The sequence below is a fragment of the Geobacillus sp. Sah69 genome, from assembly GCF_001414205.1.
GTDB lineage: Bacteria > Bacillota > Bacilli > Bacillales > Anoxybacillaceae > Geobacillus > Geobacillus stearothermophilus.
The window spans coordinates 108,862-128,351 of sequence record NZ_LLKS01000032.1; the positions used below are offsets into that span (position 1 = coordinate 108,862).

At 57.1% G+C, this 19,490-nt stretch carries 17 protein-coding genes; 16 read left to right on the top strand and 1 reads right to left on the bottom strand.

All coding sequences use genetic code 11. The annotated features are described in order from the left end of the window. Positions 1 to 47: 47 nt before the first annotated feature. Positions 48 to 1,787, bottom strand: coding sequence for an NFACT RNA binding domain-containing protein (locus AP057_RS07025; protein ID WP_055358398.1), 1,740 nt, complete (start codon positions 1,785 to 1,787; stop codon positions 48 to 50). A gap of 314 nt (positions 1,788 to 2,101) precedes the next feature. Here AP057_RS07025 and AP057_RS07030 point away from each other — a divergent pair, with 314 nt between their 5' ends. The 16 genes from AP057_RS07030 to AP057_RS07105 all read left to right on the top strand — a co-directional run bounded on the left by AP057_RS07030 (position 2,102) and on the right by AP057_RS07105 (position 19,478). Beyond that, positions 2,102 to 4,774: a calcium-translocating P-type ATPase, SERCA-type gene (locus tag AP057_RS07030; RefSeq protein ID WP_055358399.1), complete on the top strand. Its 2,673-nt coding sequence runs from the start codon at positions 2,102 to 2,104 to the stop codon at positions 4,772 to 4,774. An 88-nt stretch (positions 4,775 to 4,862) separates the two neighbouring features. Then, positions 4,863 to 5,738 carry a YicC/YloC family endoribonuclease gene (locus AP057_RS07035; RefSeq protein ID WP_055358400.1) on the top strand — a complete coding sequence of 292 codons (876 nt, stop codon included), beginning with the start codon at positions 4,863 to 4,865 and terminating at the stop codon, positions 5,736 to 5,738. A gap of 39 nt (positions 5,739 to 5,777) precedes the next feature. Further along, positions 5,778 to 6,056 carry an extracellular matrix/biofilm regulator RemA gene (gene remA / locus AP057_RS07040; protein ID WP_055358401.1) on the top strand — a complete coding sequence of 93 codons (279 nt, stop codon included), beginning with the start codon at positions 5,778 to 5,780 and terminating at the stop codon, positions 6,054 to 6,056. Between the two features lie 11 nt (positions 6,057 to 6,067). Continuing rightward, positions 6,068 to 6,685 carry a guanylate kinase gene (gmk, locus tag AP057_RS07045; protein WP_080706534.1) on the top strand — a complete coding sequence of 206 codons (618 nt, stop codon included), beginning with the start codon at positions 6,068 to 6,070 and terminating at the stop codon, positions 6,683 to 6,685. 2 nt (positions 6,686 to 6,687) lie between these two features. Beyond that, a complete protein-coding gene (gene rpoZ, locus AP057_RS07050; protein ID WP_011230668.1) occupies positions 6,688 to 6,888 on the top strand; it encodes a DNA-directed RNA polymerase subunit omega in 201 nt (66 codons plus the stop codon). Positions 6,889 to 6,937: 49 nt separating this feature from the next. Further along, positions 6,938 to 8,143, top strand: coding sequence for a bifunctional phosphopantothenoylcysteine decarboxylase/phosphopantothenate--cysteine ligase CoaBC (coaBC, locus tag AP057_RS07055; protein WP_033016073.1), 1,206 nt, complete (start codon positions 6,938 to 6,940; stop codon positions 8,141 to 8,143). Beyond that, positions 8,140 to 10,545, top strand: a complete 2,406-nt coding sequence (gene priA, locus AP057_RS07060; protein ID WP_033016071.1) for a primosomal protein N' — start codon at positions 8,140 to 8,142, stop codon at positions 10,543 to 10,545. The genes coaBC and priA overlap by 4 nt, the downstream gene beginning before the upstream one ends. Before the next feature lie 17 nt (positions 10,546 to 10,562). After that, entirely contained in the window at positions 10,563 to 11,036 is a 474-nt protein-coding gene (gene def / locus AP057_RS07065; protein WP_033016092.1) for a peptide deformylase, read from the top strand. Positions 11,037 to 11,042: 6 nt separating this feature from the next. Further along, a complete protein-coding gene (fmt, locus tag AP057_RS07070) occupies positions 11,043 to 12,002 on the top strand; it encodes a methionyl-tRNA formyltransferase (RefSeq protein WP_033016091.1) in 960 nt (319 codons plus the stop codon). Further along, on the top strand, positions 11,989 to 13,323 hold the full coding sequence (gene rsmB, locus AP057_RS07075) for a 16S rRNA (cytosine(967)-C(5))-methyltransferase RsmB (protein ID WP_033016065.1): 1,335 nt from the start codon (positions 11,989 to 11,991) through the stop codon (positions 13,321 to 13,323). Before fmt ends, rsmB begins: the two co-directional genes overlap by 14 nt. Before the next feature lie 5 nt (positions 13,324 to 13,328). Next, positions 13,329 to 14,429: a 23S rRNA (adenine(2503)-C(2))-methyltransferase RlmN gene (gene rlmN / locus AP057_RS07080; protein ID WP_033011194.1), complete on the top strand. Its 1,101-nt coding sequence runs from the start codon at positions 13,329 to 13,331 to the stop codon at positions 14,427 to 14,429. A gap of 5 nt (positions 14,430 to 14,434) precedes the next feature. Then, positions 14,435 to 15,184, top strand: coding sequence for a Stp1/IreP family PP2C-type Ser/Thr phosphatase (locus AP057_RS07085; protein ID WP_033011190.1), 750 nt, complete (start codon positions 14,435 to 14,437; stop codon positions 15,182 to 15,184). Positions 15,185 to 15,189: 5 nt separating this feature from the next. Beyond that, positions 15,190 to 17,166: a Stk1 family PASTA domain-containing Ser/Thr kinase gene (pknB, locus tag AP057_RS07090; protein ID WP_033016080.1), complete on the top strand. Its 1,977-nt coding sequence runs from the start codon at positions 15,190 to 15,192 to the stop codon at positions 17,164 to 17,166. A gap of 4 nt (positions 17,167 to 17,170) precedes the next feature. Then, complete coding sequence (gene rsgA, locus AP057_RS07095; RefSeq protein ID WP_033016062.1) at positions 17,171 to 18,052, top strand: ribosome small subunit-dependent GTPase A; 882 nt, start codon at positions 17,171 to 17,173, stop codon at positions 18,050 to 18,052. Between the two features lie 3 nt (positions 18,053 to 18,055). Further along, positions 18,056 to 18,712, top strand: coding sequence for a ribulose-phosphate 3-epimerase (gene rpe / locus AP057_RS07100; RefSeq protein WP_033016061.1), 657 nt, complete (start codon positions 18,056 to 18,058; stop codon positions 18,710 to 18,712). Between the two features lie 115 nt (positions 18,713 to 18,827). Continuing rightward, positions 18,828 to 19,478 carry a thiamine diphosphokinase gene (locus AP057_RS07105; protein WP_033011184.1) on the top strand — a complete coding sequence of 217 codons (651 nt, stop codon included), beginning with the start codon at positions 18,828 to 18,830 and terminating at the stop codon, positions 19,476 to 19,478. Positions 19,479 to 19,490: the final 12 nt, after the last annotated feature.

Here is a 19,490-nt window from a genome sequence, read left to right on the forward strand (position 1 = left end):
TTCGCGCGGATCGCCCGATGCCGTGTTGGGCGGCCATTGGGGCGCGTTTACGATGGTTTCGCCGCTTGTTCTTTTTGCCTCTGTTTCATGGTGCGGACGAGTTCTTCATCCGGTGTGACGTAGAGCGTTTGCTCGTTTTCGTAAATGACAAATCCCGGCTTGGCGCCGCTCGGTTTTTTTACATAGCGGATGCGCGTGTAGTCGACAGGCACCGACCCGGAGTGGCGGGCTTTGCTGAAGTAGGCGGCCAAGTTTGCTGCCTCGAGGAGCGTCTCGTCAGACGGCTGCTTGCTCCGGATGACGACGTGCGAGCCAGGGATGTTTTTCACATGCAGCCAAACATCGTCCTTATGGGCGAGTCTGGTCGTGAGATAATCGTTTTGTTTGTTGTTTTTGCCGACGAGTATTTCCGTGCCGTCGCTTGCGACGTAGCGGTCGAGCTCAGGGACGGCGGTTTTCCGCTTTTTCGCTCCTTTGGCCGCGCGCGGGCGCAAGTAGCCTTGTTCGATGAGCTCGTCGCGGATTTCCTCGATGTCTTTCGGCGAGGCGGTTTCGAGCTGGCTTAAAATCGTGTCGCAATAGGCGATGTCTTCTTTCGTCCGCTCGATTTGTTGTTGCACGACGGCGAGCGAGTTTTTCGCTTTTTGGTATTTTTGAAAGTACTGTTGCGCGTTCTCGGACGGCGATTTTTGCGGGTCGAGCGGAATGGTGACCGTGCCTCCGTTTTCGTCGTAGTAGTTTGCGACCTCGATTTCCGTCATGCCGCGCTTTGCGGCGTACAAATGGGCGGTGAGCAGTTCGCCGTACAGTCGATAAACGTCGGCTTTCTTTGCTTCTTCGAGCGTCTGTTCGAGCTTTAGGAGCTTTTTCTCGTTTTTCGCCTTTTCGTTCGCCATGAGCCGCTCGATGTCATGGGCTTGCTGCTTGACGCGGTCGCGCTCGGCCTTGCCGAAATAAAAGCGGTCCAATAGCTCGCTTGCACTCGCAAACGGTTGGCCTTCGATTTTTAAGTGCTTAAGCGGCAAAACGTAAAACCATTCTTTTTCCCCGTTCGTGTACATCATCGGGGCAAAGCGGCGGCCGCGCACGTCATCGATGAGCGAAAGAAAGCTTTTTGGCAGCGTCGTCCGGTTGGCGAGTCCAGCGCGGAACACCGCCTCATTGGCAAATAGCGGCGAAATGCCGCTGAAGGCGGAAACAAGCTGATGGGCGAGCTTGCCGGCGTGAAAGTCGATTTTTTTCAGCACCATTTCTTCCGTCGCCTCAAGCGGGTTCAGCTTGCCGTGCGTCGGTGGGGCGACGTACGGATGCCCGGGAAGCACCGTCCGGTAGCGGTTGACCGACGGCGGCAAATGTTTCAAGCTGTCGATGATCGTGTTGGTCGATGCATCAACGAGGATGATGTTGCTATGGCGGCCCATCACTTCGATGATGAGCCGCTTCGTCTGCAGATCGCCGAGTTCATCGCGGCCTTTTGCATCGATGATGATGATGCGGTCGAAATCGGCTTGGCGGACCGACTCGATGATGCTTCCTTCCAACTGTTTGCGCAGCCGCATGCAAAACATCGGCGGCTCGGATGGGTTGTTGTACGTTTCGTTTGTCAAATGGACGCGCGCGTACGTCGGATGCGCCGACAGCATCACTTTATGGTTATGGCCCCGGGCGCGCACAAGCAGCACGATCTCATACGCCGACGGCTGGTGGATTTTCGTGATCCGCCCGCCCGCAAGCGCCTCTTCGAGTTCACCGACAATGGCGTACGTAAACACTCCGTCAAAGGACATAGAAAACACCTTTCTATTTCGTTTGTTTGCTATTTCGATCTTACCATACGACCCGCCGTTTTGAACATTTCTTTGAATATTACCTGAAGACGGACGAAGATGCCCGACGAACATGTTGCATAAAATGGGGAGGCTCGCTTTTTTGACACGATTTTTTCCCTTATGGGGGAGATGGCGTGGCAAAGGGCCCCATGACTCCTTATGTTTGTGTCGCTAAACATCATGGCGGGGACTATCATTTTTTGGGACATGTATGAATAAACATAGAGAAGCGGGAACGGCGTGCGAAAAAATGGAAGGACGGAGGGAGACAGATGCAATGGCATACGCTCGCGGCAAGAGATGTCGCGCACGAGACGAAGACGAATATCAAAACCGGGCTTACGGCGGCGGAGGCGGAAAAACGGCTGCGGCAGTTCGGGTACAACGAGCTGGCGGAAGGGAAGAAGGAGTCGGCCATCGTTGTCTTTTTTCGCCAGTTTCAAGATTTTATGGTGCTTGTGTTGCTTTTGGCGACGGTGATTTCCGCGTTTTTAGGCGAGTATGTGGATGCGGTGGCGATTGTCGTCATCGTGATCATGAACGCCATTCTCGGGTTTATCCAGGAGCGGCGGGCGGAAAAGTCGCTTGCCGCCTTAAAACGGTTGTCCGCTCCGCAAGCGGTTGTGTTGCGCGGCGGGGAGTGGGTGAAAGTCCCCACGCGCGAGCTTGTTGTCGGCGATGTGGTGAGACTTGCAAGCGGCGACCGGGTCGGGGCCGACATCCGCTTGATTGAGGCGGCCGGCCTGGAAATCGAGGAGTCGGCGCTGACGGGCGAATCAGTGCCGGTGGCCAAATCCGCCGCCCCGCTTCATACGAAACAGGCGTCGCTCGGCGATTTGCACAATATGGCGTTTATGGGGACGCTCGTGACAAGGGGGAATGGGGTCGGGATTGTTATCGCCACTGGGATGAAAACAGCGATGGGACAAATCGCAACGATGCTCGAAGAGGCGGATGCGGGGGCAACCCCGCTCCAGCGCCGGCTTGAGCAGCTTGGGAAAATTTTGCTTTTCGTCGCATTGGCGCTGACGGCAGCGGTCGTGGCCGTAGGTGTCATTCAAGGGCACGACCTGTATGAAATGTTTTTGGCTGGTGTGTCGCTCGCGGTCGCCGCCATTCCGGAGGGGTTGCCGGCCATTGTGACGGTCGTCTTGGCGCTTGGCGTGCAGCGGATGATCAAACGGAACGCCATCGTCCGCAAGCTTCCGGCGGTGGAAACGCTCGGCTGTGCTTCGGTCATTTGTTCCGACAAAACGGGGACGATGACGGAAAACATGATGACCGTCACGCAAGTATGGGCAGGCGGGCGGACATTTGCGGTAAGCGGCGCTGGTCTTGAAACGGATGGCGAGTTTTCTGAACGCGGCCGGACGGTTGATCCGAACCGCGTTCCCGAGCTCGCTCGCCTATTGACAATGGGGGTGCTTTGCAATAGTTCGGAGTTGAAAGAGGAAAACGGCCGGCGCTACATCGACGGCGATCCGACGGAAGGAGCGCTGCTGGTCGCGGCAGCGAAGGCGGGGATTACAAAACGAAGTCTGCTAGGTGAGTATGCGATCGAGCGGGAGTTTCCGTTTGATTCCGAGCGGAAAATGATGACGGTCATCATTCGCGACCGAAACGGCCGTCGGTTTGTCGTGACGAAAGGGGCGCCCGATGTGCTGCTTGAGCGGGCGGACCGTCTGGAATGGAACGGGCACGAGCAGGCGCTGACCCCGGCGTGGAAAGAGACGATTGAGAAGGCGATTCGCCAGATGGCGTCTTCCGCCTTGCGCACGATTGCCATTGCGTATCGGCCGCTTGCGGAAACGGAACGGATCGAGTCGGAGAAGGAGGCGGAGACGAAGCTTCGGTTTCTCGGCGTCGCCGGCATGATCGATCCGCCGCGGCCGGAGGTGAAGCAGGCGGTGGCGCGATGCAAAGAGGCAGGCATGAAAACGGTGATGATCACCGGCGACCATGTGTTGACAGCCACCGCCATCGCCCAACAGCTTGGCGTGCTGCCGCCTGGCGGAAAAGTGATGGATGGGGCGACGTTGTCGAAGCTGTCGGTCGATGAGCTCGAACGCGAGGTCGATAATATTTATGTGTTTGCCCGCGTCTCCCCGGAGCATAAGCTGAAAATTGTCAACGCCTTTAAGCGCCGCGGTCATATTGTCGCCATGACCGGCGACGGGGTGAACGACGCGCCGGCATTGAAAGCGGCGGATATTGGCGTCGCGATGGGCCGGTCGGGGACGGAAGTGGCGAAAGAGGCGGCGTCGCTCGTTTTGTTGGATGACAACTTTGCGACGATTGAGGCCGCGATCGAAGAGGGGCGCAACATTTACGAAAACATTCGCAAGTTTATCCGCTACTTGCTCGCCTCGAACGTTGGGGAAATTCTCGTCATGTTGTTTGCGATGCTGCTTGCCTTGCCGCTGCCGCTCGTGCCGATTCAAATTTTATGGGTCAATCTTGTCACCGACGGTTTGCCAGCCATGGCGCTCGGGCTCGACCAACCAGAAGAAAACGTGATGAAGCGGCCGCCGCGCCGTCCCGATGAAGGGGTGTTCGCCCGCGGGCTCGGCTGGAAAATCGTAAGCCGCGGCTTTTTGATCGGCGTTGTTACGCTGGCTGCGTTTCTGACCGCCTATGAACGGAGCGGCGAGGATCTCGTTTACGCCCAGACAGCGGCGTTTGCGACGCTTGTGTTGGCCCAATTGATCCATGTGTTCGACTGCCGTTGCGACCATTCGGTTTTTGACCGCAGTCCGTTCGGCAACATGTATCTCGTTGCAGCGGTGATCGTGTCGCTGCTGTTGCTGCTGGTCGTGATCTACTACCCGCCGCTGGCTGCCGTGTTCCATACGAAGCCGCTTGCGGCCGTCGATTGGCTGCTCATCATCGGTTTGTCCGCCTTGCCGACCTTTTTGTTTGCCGGCTCGCTTTTTACGAGAAAATAAAAGGATGGATATGTTATAATAAAAAAGGTGATAGAGGAGCGCTCTATGACCTTTTCTTTTTCATCAACGACGCAACGGATGTGATGGCATGGTTTACAGCATGACTGGTTTTGGCGCGAGCACGAAAAAAACGGATCGCTTGACGGTGGCGGTGGAAATGAAATCGGTCAACCACCGGTTTTGTGAAATTTCCATTCGCCTCCCTAGACAATGGCTCGTGTTTGAGGATAAAATAAAAAAAGCAATTTCACCGTACGTGCGACGCGGAAAAGTGGAAGTGTTCGTCACGATCGCCGGAGAAGGGCTTGTGAAACGGAGCGTACATATCGATTGGGATTTGCTTGGCCAGTATTGGGCCGGAGTGCAGGAAGCCGCAAAGCGATTTGCCATTGACGGCAGCGTGACGGCGGCCGAGCTGCTTCGGCTTGATGGGGCCGTCGAAGTGGTGGAAGAGGAAGGAGCGAACGAGCAGGTCGAGCCGCTGCTTTTGGCCGCTGTCGATGAAGCGGCAAGGGAACTTGTGGCCATGCGCCGGCGCGAAGGGGAGGCGCTGGCCGCGGATTTGCGCGCCCGCCTTCATGAAGTCGAAGCTGGGGTGGAAGTCATTGAGCAGCGGGCGCCGCTTGTAGTCGAGCAATACCGCGAGCGGCTTGCGCGCCGCCTGCGCGAATGGGCGCCTTCTCCGGTTGATGAAGCGCGGCTGCTCACAGAAGTGGCGGTGTTTGCGGAAAAGGCGGACATTCACGAGGAATTGAAACGCATCCGCAGCCATTTGGCGCAAATGACGGACGTCCTTGAGGCGGACGAACCGATCGGGAGGAAGCTTGACTTTTTGGTGCAAGAGTTGAACCGCGAAGTGAACACGATCGGCGCCAAGGCGAACGACAGCTTGATCGCCGCGCAAGTCGTTGAGATGAAAAGCGTGCTTGAGAAAATGCGCGAGCAGGTGCAAAACGTGGAATAAACCGTTTAAGGCGGCTTGCCGGCGGCAAAACTATGACATATGGCAGGTGGGCGCGTCATGATGAGATTTATTAACATTGGGTACGGAAACATGGTGTCAGCCGCCCGCATCATTACGATTGTCAGCCCTGATTCGGCGCCGATTAAACGGATCATCCAAGATGCGCGCGAAAGCGGCAAGCTCGTTGACACGACGCACGGCCGAAGAACGCGCGCGGTCATCATCACCGACAGCGATCACGTCATTTTATCGTCCGTACAGCCGGAAACGGTGGCGAACCGCTTGTACGGAAGCGATGATTTCTCCGAGGAAGGGTAGGGTTTTCAACGTTGAAAAGCGAACGTGGATTGTTAATCGTCATGTCAGGGCCGTCCGGCGTTGGCAAAGGGACGGTGCGCAAAGCGCTGTTTTCGCGTCCTGACATCAAGCTTCATTATTCAGTGTCCGTCACAACACGCAAGCCGCGCGAAGGCGAAGTGGAAGGCGTCGACTATTTCTTTCGGACGCGCGAGCAGTTTGAACAAATGATTCGGGAAAACAAGCTGCTCGAATGGGCCGAGTATGTCGGCAACTATTATGGGACGCCGATTGATTATGTGGAAAAAACGCTCGCCGAAGGGAAAGACGTGTTTTTGGAAATCGAAGTGCAAGGAGCGATGAAAGTGCGGCGGGCGTTTCCAGAGGCGCTCTTCATTTTCTTGGCCCCGCCAAGTCTCACGGAGCTTGAAAAGCGGATCATCGGACGCGGCACCGAGTCGAAAGAGCTGATTGAAAATCGGCTGCGGGCGGCGAAAGAGGAGCTTGAAATGATGGATGCGTACGACTATGTCGTGGAAAATGATGAAGTCGAGCTCGCCTGCGAGCGGATCAAGGCGATTGTCACGGCTGAGCATTGCCGGCGCGAACGCGTCGCCGAGCGATATAAACGGATGTTGGGGGTGGAATGACGATGCTGTATCCTTCCATCGATTTGCTGATGCAAAAAGTGGACTCCAAGTATAAGCTTGTCACGGTGGTGGCCAAACGGGCACGCGAGTTGCAGGACGGTGCGGAGCTGATGGTGAAAAAGCCGGTGTCGAAAAAATTTGTCGGCCAGGCGCTCGAGGAAATTGCCGGTGACAAGGTCGAATTAGTGGAAGAGGAAAAATAACAACCTAGCTTTAGGTTGTTATTTTTTTCAATGTCGGGGGGTGGCCAACATGATCAAGGGAAAACATATTTTGCTTTGTGTGACCGGGGGGGTGGCGGCGTACAAGGCGGCGGTGCTCACCAGCCAGCTCGTCCAGCGCGGCGCTGAAGTAAAAGTGATCATGACAGAAGGGGCGTGCCAGTTCATTACACCGCTCACGTTTCAAGCATTGTCGCGCCAGGAAGTGTATGTCGATACATTTGCCGAAAACAACCCGGCCGTCATCGCCCATATCGATTTGGCGGACTGGGCGGATCTCGTCCTCGTTGCGCCGGCGACGGCCAATACGATGGCGAAGCTGGCCGCCGGCATCGCCGATAATATGGTGACGACGACGATTTTGGCGACGAAAGCGCCCGTCTGGATCGCTCCGGCGATGAACGTTCATATGTACGAGCATCCGGCCGTTCGGGCGAACATGGAGCGGCTCTGTGAGTTCGGCTACCGGTTCATCGAACCGTCGGAAGGCTACTTGGCGTGCGGCTACATCGGCAAAGGGCGTCTCGAGGAACCGGAGAACATCATTGCCCATATCGAGCGGTTTTTTGCCGGCGATCCGCCGCTGTTTCGCGGGAAGCGCATTCTTGTCACCGCCGGGCCGACGCGGGAGAAGCTCGACCCAGTCCGCTATTTCTCTAACTATTCGAGCGGAAAAATGGGCTACGCCATCGCCGAAGCGGCGGCCCGCTTCGGCGCTTCGGTGACGCTCGTCTCCGGACCGACGGCGCTCCCATCGCCCGATGGCGTCGAGACGGTGGCGGTTGAATCGGCGGAAGAAATGTATGAAGCGGTTTTGTCTCGCTTTGCGGAAACGGACATCGTGATCAAAGCGGCGGCGGTCGCCGATTATCGGCCGAAATATGTCGCAGCTTCCAAAATTAAAAAGCAACCGGGCGGTTATGTCGTCGAGATGGAGCGGACGGTCGATATTTTGAAGGCGCTTGGCGAGCGGAAAACGGGGCAGATTTTGGTTGGATTTGCCGCTGAGACGGACAACCTTGAGCAGTATGCGTTAAAAAAACTGGAAGAAAAGCGGCTCGATATGGTCGTCGCCAACAATGTCACCGAAGAAGGCGCAGGGTTTGCCGGCGATACGAACATCGTCACCATCTTCCGCCGCGACGGCGTCGTTCGGCCGCTGCCGCTCATGACAAAACGCGAGGCGGCCGAGGAAATTTTAAAAGAAATACACGCCTATATCGAGGGGATTCGATGAAAGTCGCCTCCGTGATTGTCGATGTTCCGTCCCGGCAGACGGACCGCCCGTTCGATTATGCGATCCCGGAGCGCTGGCAAGGCGTCATCCAGCCGGGCATGCGGGTGACGGTGCCGTTTGGGGCGCGGCGTTTGCAAGGGTTTGTCGTCGAGGTGAAAGACCATTCCGACATCAAGCAGCTGAAACCGATTGAGCATGTGCTTGATGTCGTGCCGGTGTTAAACGAAGAGCTGCTGGATCTTGGCCGCTATTTAACGGAAACGACGCTCTGTTTCGCCATCTCGGCGTACCAGGCGATGCTGCCGGCGGCGATGCGGGCGAAATATGAAAAAACGCTCCGCTTGACGGATGAACGAAATCGGGAAGCATTGCCGGACGACCTAAAGCCGCTGTTTGTCCATCAAATGGAAGTGGCTTGGAAAGACATTGAAGCCGCCAGCTTATGGCGGGCGGCGCAAAAAGCGGTACAGCAAGGTGTGCTTGAAGCCGTTTACGAAGTGAAAGAAAAAGCAGGCAAGAAAACGGTGAAGCATGCGCGTTTGGCCGTTCCGGACAAACAGGCAAACGACGCGCTGGCGGCGCTGCCTTCAAGGCAAAAGGACGTGCTTTCGTTTTTGCTTGAAAAAGGGGAAGCGGTGCCGGTTGCCGAGCTGCAAGCGGCGCTTGGCGTTTCCTCAGCGCCGCTGAAAGCGCTCGTCGACAAAGGATTGGTGGTGCTGAACGATGTCGAGGTGTACCGCGACCCGTACGAACATCGCACGTTTCAGCCGAGTGAGCCGCCGGCGCTCACTCCGGCACAAGAAGCGGCGTTGGCGAAAATCGCCGCTTCGGTGCGCGCCGGAGAGCACCGCACGTTTTTGCTTTACGGCGTCACCGGGAGCGGGAAGACGGAAGTGTACATGCAGGCGATCGACGAAGTGCTGCGCCAAGGGAAAGAGGCGATTGTCCTTGTCCCGGAAATTTCACTGACGCCGCAAATGGTCGAGCGGTTTAAGGGGCGGTTCGGTCCGAAGGTGGCAGTGCTCCACAGCGGGCTGTCCATCGGGGAAAAATACGACGAATGGCGGAAAATTCACCGGAAAGAAGTGCAGCTTGTCGTCGGTGCGCGCTCAGCCGTGTTTGCCCCGTTTGAAAACTTAGGGATGATCATCATCGACGAAGAACATGAGACGAGCTATAAGCAAGAAGAAATGCCGCGCTACCACGCGCGCGATGTCGCCATTTACCGCGCCCGCCGCCACAGCTGCCCGGTCGTGCTTGGCAGCGCCACCCCCTCGCTTGAGACGTTCGCCCGCGCCGCCAAAGGGGTGTACGAGCTGCTTGAGCTGCCGGAGCGCGTCAGCCGCCAAGGTTTGCCGTCGGTCCATGTCGTCGATATGCGCGAGGAACTGCGCAGCGGCAACCGCTCCATGTTTTCACGCCGGCTGCTTGACGGGTTGCGACAGCGGCTCGAACGCGGCGAGCAGGCGGTGCTGTTTTTAAACCGGCGCGGCTATTCAACGTTTGTCATGTGCCGCGGCTGCGGCTACGTCATCCGTTGTCCGCATTGCGACATCTCGCTTACGTACCATCGCGCCGGCGAGCGGATGAAATGCCATTATTGCGGGCATGAAGAGCCGCTTGCCCCCCGCTGTCCGTCGTGCGGAAGCGAACACATCCGCTTTTTTGGCACTGGCACGCAAAAAGTGGAAGAAGAACTGACGAGGTTGCTGCCGAAAGCGCGCGTCATCCGCATGGATGTCGACACGACCGGACGCAAAGGGGCGCATGAAGAGCTGCTTTCCCGTTTTGCCGCCAAGGAAGCCGATATTTTGCTCGGCACGCAAATGATTGCCAAAGGGCTCGATTTTCCAAACGTCACGCTCGTCGGCGTGCTGGCGGCTGACACGATGCTGCATTTGCCCGATTTCCGCGCCGCGGAAAAAACGTTTCAGCTGCTGACACAAGTGAGCGGGCGCGCCGGACGGCATGAGCTGCCGGGTGAAGTCGTCATTCAGACGTACACGCCCGACCATTACAGCATCGAGCTTGCCGCCCGCCATGACTATCGCGCCTTTTATCGGCAGGAGATGATGCTGCGCAAAGCGCACGGTTATCCGCCGTACTACTACTTGACGCTCATCACGGTCGCCCACCAGGAAGCGCCGGCTGCCGCCAAGACGGCGGAAAAAATCGCCGCCTACATGCGCAAACAGCTGTCAAACGAGGCGGTCGTTCTCGGTCCGGTCGCCTCGCCGATCGCCCGCCTTCACGATAGATATCGTTACCAGTGCATGATAAAATACAAACGGGAACCGAATGTAACGGCGGCGCTCAAAGCGGTCATCGACCGCTACCAAGCCGATGCCGCCCATGGCGGAGCGGCCATCACCGTCGATACGAACCCGTATATGATGATGTGAAAATGGAGGAAATGACGTTGCCAATATTGCCGATTGTCACATATCCCGCCCCGATTTTGGAGCAGCCGTGCGCCCCGGTGACAACGTTTGACCGCGAGCTTGCCCGGCTGCTTGACGACATGTACGATACGATGCTTGCCGCTGACGGGGTCGGCTTGGCCGCCCCGCAAGTCGGCATCGCCAAGCAGATCGCCGTCATTGACGTCGGCGATGAACACGGCCGGATTGAGCTCATCAACCCAGTTATCCTCGAGGCGCGCGGCGAAGAGGTCGATGTGGAAGGCTGTTTGAGCTTTCCCGGCCTGTTTGGCGAAGTGCCGCGCGCGAAATTTGTGAACGTGCGGGCGCAAAACCGGCGCGGCCGTTCGTTTACGCTTTCGGCCGCCGGTTTTTTGGCGCGCGCGTTGCAGCATGAAATCGACCATTTGCACGGTGTGCTGTTTACATCAAAAGTGATCCGTTACTGTGATCTTGAGGAATTGGAAGGATAGATGCCGATGACGAACATTGTGTTTATGGGGACTCCTGATTTTGCCGTGCCGATTTTGCGGCAGCTTCTTGACGACGGCTATCATGTTTCGGCGGTTGTCACCCAGCCGGATAAGCCAAAAGGGCGGAAGCGCCAGCTCGTGCCACCCCCGGTGAAAGTGGAAGCGGAGCGCCACGGCATCCCGGTGCTGCAGCCGACAAAAATTCGTGAGCCGGAGCAATACGAACAAGTGTTGGCGTTTGCGCCTGATTTGATTGTGACGGCGGCGTTCGGGCAAATTTTGCCGAAAGCGCTGCTGGAAGCGCCGAAATACGGCTGCATCAATGTCCATGCCTCGCTTCTGCCCGAGCTGCGCGGCGGGGCGCCGATCCATTATGCCATCTGGCAAGGAAAAACGAAAACGGGCGTCACGATCATGTATATGGTCGAGAAGCTGGATGCCGGCGATATGTTGGCGCAAGTCGAGGTGCCGATTGCTGAAACGGACACGGTCGGCACGCTCCATGATAAATTGAGCGCCGCCGGGGCTAAACTATTATCAGAAACGCTTCCACTTTTATTGGAAGGAAACATTGCGCCCGTTCCGCAAGATGAGGAGAAAGCGACGTATGCGCCGAACATTCGCCGCGAGCAGGAGCGGATCGACTGGACGCAGCCTGGTGAAGCCATTTACAACCATATTCGCGCCTTCCATCCGTGGCCGGTTGCGTATACGACACACAGCGGGAACGTTTGGAAAGTTTGGTGGGGAGAAAAAGTGCCGACACCAGAAGCGGCGCCGCCGGGCACGATTGTGGCGCTCGAGGAAAACGGCATTGTAGTGGCCACCGGCAATGAGACAGCCATTCGCATCACCGAATTGCAGCCGGCCGGCAAAAAGCGGATGGCCGCCGGCGAGTTTTTGCGCGGCGCCGGCAGCCGTCTTTCGGTCGGCATGAAGCTAGGAGAGGATCATGAACGTACGTGAACTTGCGTTGGAGACATTGTTGGCAATTGAACAACAAGGAGCCTACAGCCATCTGGAGCTCAATGAAGCGATTCGCAAAGGCCGGCTTGACGGGCGCGATGCGGCGTTGCTGACGGAGATCGTCTACGGCACGGTGCAGCGGCGTGATACGCTTGACTACTATTTAGCTCCGTTTTTGCGAAAGGCGCGCCGGCTGGAGCCGTGGGTGCGCATGCTGCTCCGGTTGACGCTGTACCAAATGGTGTATTTGGACCGCGTCCCGGATCACGCCGCCATTTTTGAAGCGGTCGAGATCGCCAAGCGGCGCGGCCATCGCGGCATCGCCTCGCTTGTCAACGGCGTTTTGCGCACGATCGGCCGTGAGGGTCTGCCTTCGCTTGAGGCGATTCACGACTCCGGAAAACGGCTCGCCGTCGCCACCAGCCATCCGGAATGGCTTGTCCGGCGCTGGATCGGCCAATACGGTTTTGAGGAAACGGCGCGCATGTGCGAGACGAATTTGCGCCCGCCGCAGTCAACAGCCCGCGTCAACCGGCTGCGGGCGACGGTGGAGGAAGCGCTTGACCGGCTGCGTGCTGAAGGCATGGCAGCTGCTCCCGGCCATCTCGCGCCGGAGGCTGTCCGCGCGGAAAAAGGAAATTTGGCGCATACGCAAGCGTTTCGCGCCGGTTTGCTGACGATCCAAGATGAAAGCTCGATGCTTGTCGCCCGGGCGCTTGATCCGGCTCCCGGCGAGCGGGTGCTTGACTGCTGCGCGGCGCCCGGGGGGAAGACGACCCATATCGCCGAGCGGATGGGCGGCCGCGGTGAAGTGGTCGCCGTCGATGTTCATGAGCATAAAGTGAAGCTCATTGAGCAGCAGGCGCAAAGGCTTGGGTTTCGCTGCATCACCCCCCTCGCCCTTGACAGCCGCCGGCTCGGCGAGCGGTTTGCCCCTGAGTCGTTTGACCGCATTTTGGTCGATGCGCCGTGCACCGGATTCGGCGTCATTCGCCGCAAGCCGGAGATCAAATACACGAAAGGGAAAGACGACGTCGCCTCGCTCGTTGCGGTGCAGCAAGCCATTTTGCGGGCGGCCGCGCCGCTGTTGAAAAAAGGGGGCGTGCTTGTTTACAGCACGTGCACCATCGAGCGCGAAGAGAATGAAGACGCGATCGCCCGTTTTTTGGCCGACCATCCGGATTTTGCCCTTGACGACCGTCTCGCCGAGCGGATGCCAGAGCCGGTGCGGCCGCGCGTGCGAAGCGGAATGCTGCAGCTGTTGCCGCATTATTTTGATTCCGACGGGTTTTTTATCGCATTACTACGAAAGAAGGTGTAAATGGAGTGGAAATCGTCCAGACCGCTGTCCGCCGGGCCTCCAGCGGCGGGCAGCCGCCATCGTTGCCGTCTGTTTATTCGCTCACGCTTGACGAGTGGAAAGAATGGCTTGCTGCTCAAGGCGAAAAGCCGTTTCGCGCCACACAAATTTACGAATGGCTGTATGAAAAGCGCGTCACCGATTTTGCCGAGATGACGAACTTGCCGAAACGGCTGCGCGAACAGCTCGCGGCGTCGTTTTCGATCACGACGCTCAAAACGATTGTCAAGCAAACGTCCAAAGATGGGACGATCAAGTTTTTGTTTGAGCTCCATGACGGCTATTCGATCGAGACCGTGCTCATGCGCCATAACTACGGCAATTCGGTGTGCGTGACGACCCAAGTCGGCTGCCGCATCGGTTGCACGTTTTGCGCCTCGACGCTCGGTGGGCTGAAGCGTCATTTGGAAGCGGGCGAAATCGTCGCTCAAGTTGTACACGTGCAAAAGGCGCTCGATGAGACCAATGAGCGCGTCAGCAGCATCGTCGTGATGGGCATTGGCGAGCCGTTTGACAATTACGATGCGCTCATCAAATTTTTGCGCATCGTCAACCATCCGAAAGGGTTGAACATCGGCGCCCGCCATATCACCGTGTCAACGAGCGGGATTATTCCGAAAATCTATCAATTTGCTGACGAAGGCATGCAAATCAATTTCGCCATTTCGCTGCATGCACCGACGAACGAGCTGCGGACGAAGCTGATGCCGATTAATAAGGCGTATCCGCTGCCGAAGCTCATGGAGGCGGTCCGATACTACATTGAAAAAACTGGACGGCGCGTGACGTTCGAGTACGGATTGTTCGGCGGAGTGAATGACCAACTTGAGCATGCCGAGCAGCTGGCCGAGCTGCTTAAAGGGCTGAAATGCCATGTAAATTTGATTCCGGTCAACTATGTGCCGGAGCGAAATTATGTGCGCACGCCGCGCAACCAAATTTTTGCCTTTGAACGGGCGCTGAAAAAACATGGAATCAACGTCACCATTCGCCGCGAACACGGACACGACATCGATGCCGCCTGCGGACAGCTTCGCGCGAAGGAGCGGAAAGAAGAGACGAGGTGAATCGGATGCGAGCCGTTTTCCGAACTGATATCGGCCAAATTCGCGAGCATAACGAAGACAACGGCGGTGTATTTGTCAACGAAAGCGGCCAATATTTCGCGGTTGTCGCCGATGGAATGGGCGGTCACCGCGCCGGCGATGTGGCGAGCGCGATGGCGGTGGCGCACTTGCAAGAGCAATGGGAGCAAGCGCCGTGCGTTTCCTCGCCGGCTGAGGCGGAGCAGTGGCTGAAAGTGCAGATCGCAGCCGCCAATGAGCGGCTGTTTCGCTACGCCCTCTCCCATCCGGAATGCCAAGGGATGGGAACGACGGTCGTCGGCGCCATTTGCGCTGGGCCGTTTGCCACCATCGCGCATATCGGCGACAGCCGCTGCTACTTATTGAACCAAAACGGAATTCAACAGTTGACCGATGACCATTCTCTTGTCAATGAGCTGGTCAAAAGCGGGCAAATTTCCAAAGAGGACGCCGAACACCATCCACGCAAAAACGTGCTTTTGCGGGCGCTTGGCACCGAACCGGCCGTGAAGGTCGATATCAAAACCGTTTCCATCGATGACGGCGATATGCTCCTGCTATGCTCGGACGGATTGTCAAATAAAGTGCCCGAGGCAGACATCGTGCAAATTTTGACCGGTGCCGGCGCGCTTGAAGAAAAAGCGCAGGCGCTCATCGAATTGGCGAACGGGCGGGGCGGAGAAGACAACATTTCGCTTGCAGTCGTTGATTTTTCAGTGGAACGTGAAGGTGGGTGATCGGCGTGCTTATCGGAAAGCGATTGAACGACCGCTACAAAATCATCAGCCTGATCGGCGGCGGCGGCATGGCGAATGTCTATTTGGCCCGCGACATCATTTTGGAGCGCGATGTCGCCGTGAAAGTGCTCCGCCTTGATTTTGCCAACGACGACCGGTTTATTAAACGGTTCCGCCGCGAAGCGCAGGCGGCGACGAGCTTAAATCATGAGCATATTGTGCCGATTTACGACGTCGGCGAGGAAGAAGGCCTTTATTATATCGTGATGGAGTATGTGCGCGGTTCGACGCTGAAACAGTACATTCAGCAGCATGCCCCGCTTCCGGTCGAGCGGGCGCTTTGCATCATGGACCAACTGACGTCGGCCATCGCCCATGCCCATGAGAACGGTATTATCCACCGCGACATTAAACCGCAAAACATTTTGCTTGATGAGCACGGCAACGTGAAAGTGACCGACTTCGGCATCGCGGTGGCGATGAGTGGAACGACGATTACACAGACGAACTCGGTGCTCGGTTCGGTTCATTATTTGTCGCCGGAGCAGGCGCGCGGCGGCATTGCCACTGAAAAGTCGGACATTTATTCGCTTGGCATCGTCATGTTTGAGCTTGTCACCGGCCGGCTGCCGTTTTCCGGCGAATCGGCCGTTTCGATCGTGCTGAAGCATTTGCAGGCGGAAACGCCGTCGCCCAAGGCGTGGAATCCCGACATTCCGCAAAGCGTCGAAAATATTATTTTAAAAGCGACGGCGAAAGACCCGTTTTACCGCTATGAATCGGCGCGCGCCATGAACGAGGACATCCGGACGGCGCTGGACCCGAGGCGGCGCAACGAGGCCAAATTCACGATCCCGGATGACGGCGATGAAGCGACGAAGGCCATCCCGATCATAAAACATCCGGAAAGCGCCGCGCTTGAGCCGGAGACGCTTGTCTATGAGGAAAAGGCGAACGAGCCGGCCAAAGCGGATGACGAGCCAAAGGCGAAGCCGAAACGGAAGCGGGTCTGGATCGCCTGGCTTGCCGCCGTCATCCTATTGCTTGGAGCGGCCGGCGTGAGCGCGCTCACATGGATTCCGGACGTGTTCTTTCCAAAGGAAGTGACGGTGCCGGATGTCGTCAATAAAGACTATGACGAAGCTGTTGAACAGTTGTCGGCGCTCGGCTTGGAAATCAAAGACACGATCGATGTCGAAGATGATGCAATAGAAGAAGGAAAAGTCGTGCGCACCGACCCGGAAGCCGGAATGACGGTGAAGCAAGGGGCCGGCATTGTCATCTATAAGAGCGCCGGCAAAAAGAAAATCGAGTTTCCAAGCTTTATCGGCGACGATATTTCGGCCGCCGAGGAGGAGCTGCGCGCGGAAGGGTTCACTCGCATTACGCGCAACGGCCGCCATAGCGATAAGCCGGAAGGGACGATTTTGGATCAATATCCGTACGCCGGCGATGAAGTCGTGCCGAGCGAAACGGAAGTGATGTTCACGGTCAGCCTCGGTCCGGAAACCGTAACGCTCAAAGACTTGAGCGGCTATACGGAAAAAAGTGTGCGCGACTACGGCGAAGACCAAGGGCTGCGCATTGAAGTGAAGTACGAGTATTCCGATGAAGTGCCGAAAGGGCTTGTCATCTCGCAAACTCCGGCAGCCAATGAGCAGGTGGAAAAAGGCGAGACTGTTACGGTCGTCATTTCCCGCGGCCCGGAGCCGAAGCCATCCAAAACGGTCATCAAAGAAATCGTCATCCCATACGAGCCGGCGGAAAACGGACAGGTGGTGGAAGCCCAGCTTTACATTCAAGATGCGAACCATAACATGACAACGCCATATAAAACGTACCGGCTGACAGGGCCGGCCACGGAGATCGTAGAGTTTGAAATTCCATACGGGGAGACGGCGTATTATCGCGTTATTGTCAACAATGTTGTCAAAGACGAAGGATCGATTCCATATCCAGAACACGGCGGAAAAAAGGAGTGAGGCTATGGCAGAAGGGCAAATCATCAAAGCGTTGAGCGGATTTTATTACGTGCTCTCGGAAGGGAATGTGTTTCAGTGCCGCGGGCGCGGTGTGTTTCGCAAGCAAAAAGTGACGCCGCTTGTCGGCGACCGCGTCGTCTTTACGGCGACAAGTGAGACGGAAGGCTACATTTTGGACATTCGCGAGCGGCAAAATGAACTGGTGCGGCCGCCGATCGCCAACGTCGAGCAGGCGATTTTAGTTTTTTCTGCCGTAAGCCCGGACTTTAGCGCCAAGCTGTTGGACCGCTTTCTCGTCTTAATCGAATCGAAGGAAATTGCGCCGATTATCGTCATTAGCAAAATGGATTTGCTCGATGGCGAGGCGAAAGACGCGATCGCCCGTTATGCAGGTGATTACCGGCGCATTGGCTATGAGGTGATTGAGACGTCGACCGTGACAAAAGACGGCCTCGATAAGCTGGCGGCGCACCTGCGCGGCCGCGTCTCGGTCGTTGCCGGACAGTCCGGCGTCGGCAAGTCATCGCTGTTAAATGCGCTTCGCCCGGATTTGCGGCTGAAAACCGGCGATATTTCCACCCATTTAGGGCGCGGCAAACATACGACCCGCCACGTCGAGCTGCTGGAGGTGGCCGGCGGGCTCGTCGCCGACACACCGGGGTTTAGCGCCCTCGAGTTCGACGATATTGAACTTGACGAGCTGCCGCGCTATTTTCCGGAATTCCGGGAATACGGAGAAGGGTGCAAGTTCCGCGGCTGCCTTCATGTGGCCGAACCGAAATGTGCGGTCCGCGAGGCGGCTGAGGCTGGGGACATTCCGCCGTACCGCTACGACCATTATTTAAGTTTTGTTGCGGAAATGAAAGAACGAAAGCCGAGGTATTGAACGATGATTCGAATTGCGCCATCGATTTTGTCAGCTGATTTTTCCCGTTTGGCCGAGGAAATCCGTTCGGTGGAAGAAGGCGGAGCCGATTGGCTTCATGTCGATGTCATGGACGGACGGTTCGTGCCGAATATCACGATCGGGCCGCCGGTCGTTGCCGCCATTCGCCCGGTGACGAAGCTGCCGCTTGACGTTCATTTAATGATCGCCGACCCTGACCGATACATTCCGGCGTTCGCCAAAGCCGGGGCGGACATCATCTCCGTCCACGCCGAGGCGTGCGTGCATTTGCACCGGACGATTCACTTTATTAAAGAGCAAGGTGTCAAGGCCGGGGTCGTGTTGAATCCGCATACGCCGGTTGAGACAATCCGCCATGTCATCGCCGACGTCGATCTTGTTCTATTGATGACAGTCAACCCGGGGTTTGGCGGGCAGGCGTTCATTCCGTCCGTCGTGCCGAAAATTCGCGAAGTCGCCCGTTTGGCCGGCGAACAAAACAAGACGCTGGACATCGAAGTGGACGGCGGCGTCAACGCGAAAACAGCGCCGCTTTGCGCCGAAGCCGGGGCGAATGTGCTCGTCGCCGGGTCGGCCATTTACAATGAGGCGGACCGGGCGGCGGCCATTCGCGCTTTGCGAGAAGCGTGCGCCAAGTAGAGAACGGGCTCCTGCATCCGGCAGCCGCTGCAACGGTAGGCGGTGAGCGCCGGAAAAGCCAGGCAAGGCGAAACAAGGCTTTTTCTTATTGAAAAAGGCGAAGGGGGGAAGGGGAATGGTGATCCATATTGTCGGCGGCGGCCCGCGTGAGCTTCTCCCTAGCTTGCGCCGCTATGACGGCGCGGATGTGCATTGGGTCGGCGTCGACCGCGGCACAACGGCGCTGCTTGAAGCCGGCCTCCAGCCGGTGCGGGCGTTTGGCGATTTCGATTCCGTGCCGGCTGAAGAAGTGGCCAAGCTTCAGCAAATGCTTCCGGATTTGGAAATATGGCCGGCAGAAAAAGACAAAACAGATATGGAGATCGCCCTTGATTGGGCGGTGGAACAGGACGCCTGCCACATCCGTCTGTTTGGCGCCACCGGCGGACGGCTTGACCATCTGTTTGGCAATGTCGAGCTGTTGCTGAAATACGCCGGCCGGCCGATTGAAATCGTCGACCGGCAAAATGTGTTGACCGTCCATCTGCCCGGCGTGCATACGATCACACGCGACGATCGATACCGCTATGTGTCTTACATCCCGATTTCTGAAACGGTGGCGGGGCTCACGCTTATTGGATTTAAATATCCATTGGCCGACTGTCATATTTCCCGCGGTTCCACACTATGTATTAGTAACGAACTTATCCAATCTTCCGGTACTTTTTCGTTTTCGGAAGGCATATTAATGATGATAAGGAGCAGCGATTTTGCCGGCTGCCCGTAGTTGCGATTGGTC